We start from the raw sequence: 2,597 nt of genomic DNA, 5'->3' as shown, positions 1-2,597 counted from the left end.
GTGCAAGGGTGAGACGTACCAGCTGGGGGCGGCAGCTTCCGCCAGGAAACTGTTTCGCCGCCGCGTCCGTTCACCATAGGCGTGGCCAACCTCGGTGGCGCAACCGTTGGAGCCATCTGTGACACGCATCTCTCTCTTGATCATTACGGCCAGCCTGACAGCAGGCGCTCTGAGCCCGGCTAATGCTGCGACGAGGAAGGTCCGAGTCCCGAACAAGTACGACGGCTCTTGGACCATCGTGGCCAACACGGCAGAAGGCCCGTGTGCGGCCAGTACGACCTATCGGGTGCAGATCAAGGACAGCGACGCTTCGATCCCCGGCGAGGAAGTGGATATCGACGGTGGTGTGTCGGCCGGTGGTGCCGTGCAGGCCACGATCACCAGCGGCACGAACAAGGTGCCGATCTCCGGCAGCCTCGATGCGAAGGGCGGTGGCAGCGGCACGTGGCACACGTCCGGCGGGCTGGTCGAATGCAGCGGCAGATGGAACGCCAAGCGCGCAGGATGATGAGCGAGGAGCCATCCCCGCACGATCGGGCTGCCACACAGAACACGGTGAGACGCCTCGCTGAGCTTGCGGCCAGGCACGGCGGTCGCAACCAGAAGGATCAAAGCTTGCTCACCCGGCGTTCTTTCTGGATCCCAGCTCCTGACGGGAGGTAGCTATGGGTCTAGCAGCTTTTGTTGTTTTCGTCGTGCCGTGGATGATATTCGCGGCGTGGATGTTCCGCCTACCCAGCGCCATCCGCTTGGGCGCGCCCTCTGCCCCCTGGCGCCCGCTTACAGATTTCGCTGGCTCCGCCCGCGACCAGCGGCGCGAAATCAACCCCCACAACTCCGGAAGTAACGACGGATCGGGCAAGACCGGCGGGGACAAGCATAGCCCGATCGAAATCCCCGGCGAGGGAGCGCTAGGCACAAGCGTGGAGCCAACTGAGCCCACCGACAAGGTCAGCTAGTAGTTTGAGTTGGAAGTTCGTTGGCAGAAGCGTTTGACGCTGGCGAGGATGGCGTCGGCTGACTTGGTCCAGACGAACGGCTTCGGCTCGGCGTTGGTTTGATCGATGTAGGCGTGGATGGCCGCTTCGAGATCGCCCGTGGTCTCGAACACGCCGCGTTGAAGCTGGCGCCGCGTCAGCAGTGCGAACCAGCCCTCGACGAGGTTGAGCCAAGAGGCCGAGGTCGGCGTGAAGTGCAGGTGCCAGCGCGGGCGCTTCAGCAGCCAGTCGTGGATGAGCCTGGTCTTGTGCGTGGCCGCGTTGTCGAGAACCAGATGCACATCGAGATCCTTCGGCACATCGGCCTCGACCTGATCGAGAAAGGCGCGGAACTCGATGGAGCGATGACGCCGAGCGCAATGGCCGATGACGCGCCCGGCCCGTATGTCGAGCGCCGCGAACAGGTCGGTCGTACCGGCCCGTCGGTAATCGTGGGTATGGCGCTCGGGCTGGCCGGGGCGCATTGGCATCAACGGCGCGGTGCCGGTCAGCGCCTGGATCTGCGGCTTCTCATCGACGCACAGCACCACGGCGCGGTGCGGCGGGGCCATGTAGAGGCCGACGACATCTCGGACCTTATCGACGAAGGCCGGGTCGGTCGACAGTTTGAAGGTCTCGATCTTGTGCGGCTACAGCCCGAAGGCACGCCAGATCCGCGAGACCATGCTCTGGCTCATGCCGACCCGCCGGGCCATGGCGCGTGTCGACCAGTGGGTGGCGTTCTCCGGCTGGCTCTCCAGGGTGCGCGTGATCATCTGCTCGATCTCGGCATCCTCGACCTGGCGCGGAGCGCCGGATCGGGGCCGGTCGACGAGACCGTCGAGGCGGTGCGCCAGGAAGCGGGCGCGCCATGTCGTGACGCTCATGCGGCTGACGCCGAGCGCGCGAGCGATGCCACTGTTGGTCGAACCCGGCTCGGCGCAGGCCAGCACGATGCGCGCACGCTGGGCGAGGGCCTGGCCGACATTGCGACGGCGCACCAGGCCTTGCAGACACGTGCGCTCATCCCCGGTCAGATCAAGTTGCGCCGGCTTGGGACCACGGGCCATCGCAGCGACTTCCTCGCAGAAGGCCACCACATGATGCTCGCACGCCAAAACTGCAAGGAAACTTCCAACTCAGACTACTAGCGCCTCTGATGCATGGGCCTGAAACGGCAGAGCCCGCCCTGTTTTTCCCAGGTATGGGCTTGTTGCGACTGCGCCGACGAGGCTGAACCTCACAATTTCGGTGCCGCTCTTCCAACGCTGAGCCCCCAACCGATCGCGGACAGCTACCTCGACGGTTATGGTTAACAGATCGTTGGCGCTGGTCGGCGCCCCGCGGTGTTGTAAGCCCCGCCGCCCGATCCAATCACGGGCTAGAGCTGTTCCCGGTCAGGTAGCGACGGCTAAGTCATCCTCGTAGCCAGCTGCGGCAAGGTAGTTGCGGCACTCCTGCGGAGTGAAGCACGTGAATGCTTGGCGGATCGCCGCCCAGAGATCCGGGATTGTGCGGGCTGCCGCGCTGCGTAGCAGCGCCTTCAGCTTTGCGAAGGCCTGCTCAATCGGGTTGAAATCAGGGCTGTAGGACGGAAGGTAGAGCAGCCGCGCTCCTGCG

2 protein-coding genes and 1 pseudogene are annotated in these 2,597 nt (G+C 64.8%); 1 reads left to right on the top strand and 2 read right to left on the bottom strand.

Features of this window, described 5'->3' with window-relative positions; all coding sequences use genetic code 11:
• Nucleotides 1-286 precede the first annotated feature (286 nt).
• Nucleotides 287-508, top strand: a complete 222-nt coding sequence (locus MKL01_RS06325) for a hypothetical protein (RefSeq protein ID WP_243904367.1) — start codon at nt 287-289, stop codon at nt 506-508.
• A 447-nt stretch (nt 509-955) separates the two neighbouring features.
• Here the strand turns inward: MKL01_RS06325 and MKL01_RS06320 are convergent.
• Nucleotides 956-2,077, bottom strand: a pseudogene (locus tag MKL01_RS06320) (IS630 family transposase).
• Between the two features lie 297 nt (nt 2,078-2,374).
• The coding region (locus MKL01_RS06315; RefSeq protein ID WP_243904366.1) for a transposase at nt 2,375-2,597 on the bottom strand (223 nt) is incomplete at its 5' end.

The organism is Methylobacterium sp. J-070 (assembly GCF_022829385.1).
Classification (GTDB): domain Bacteria; phylum Pseudomonadota; class Alphaproteobacteria; order Rhizobiales; family Beijerinckiaceae; genus Methylobacterium.
The sequence above is the reverse complement of the archived record's forward strand: the minus strand, read 5'-3'. Positions and strand labels throughout refer to the sequence as shown.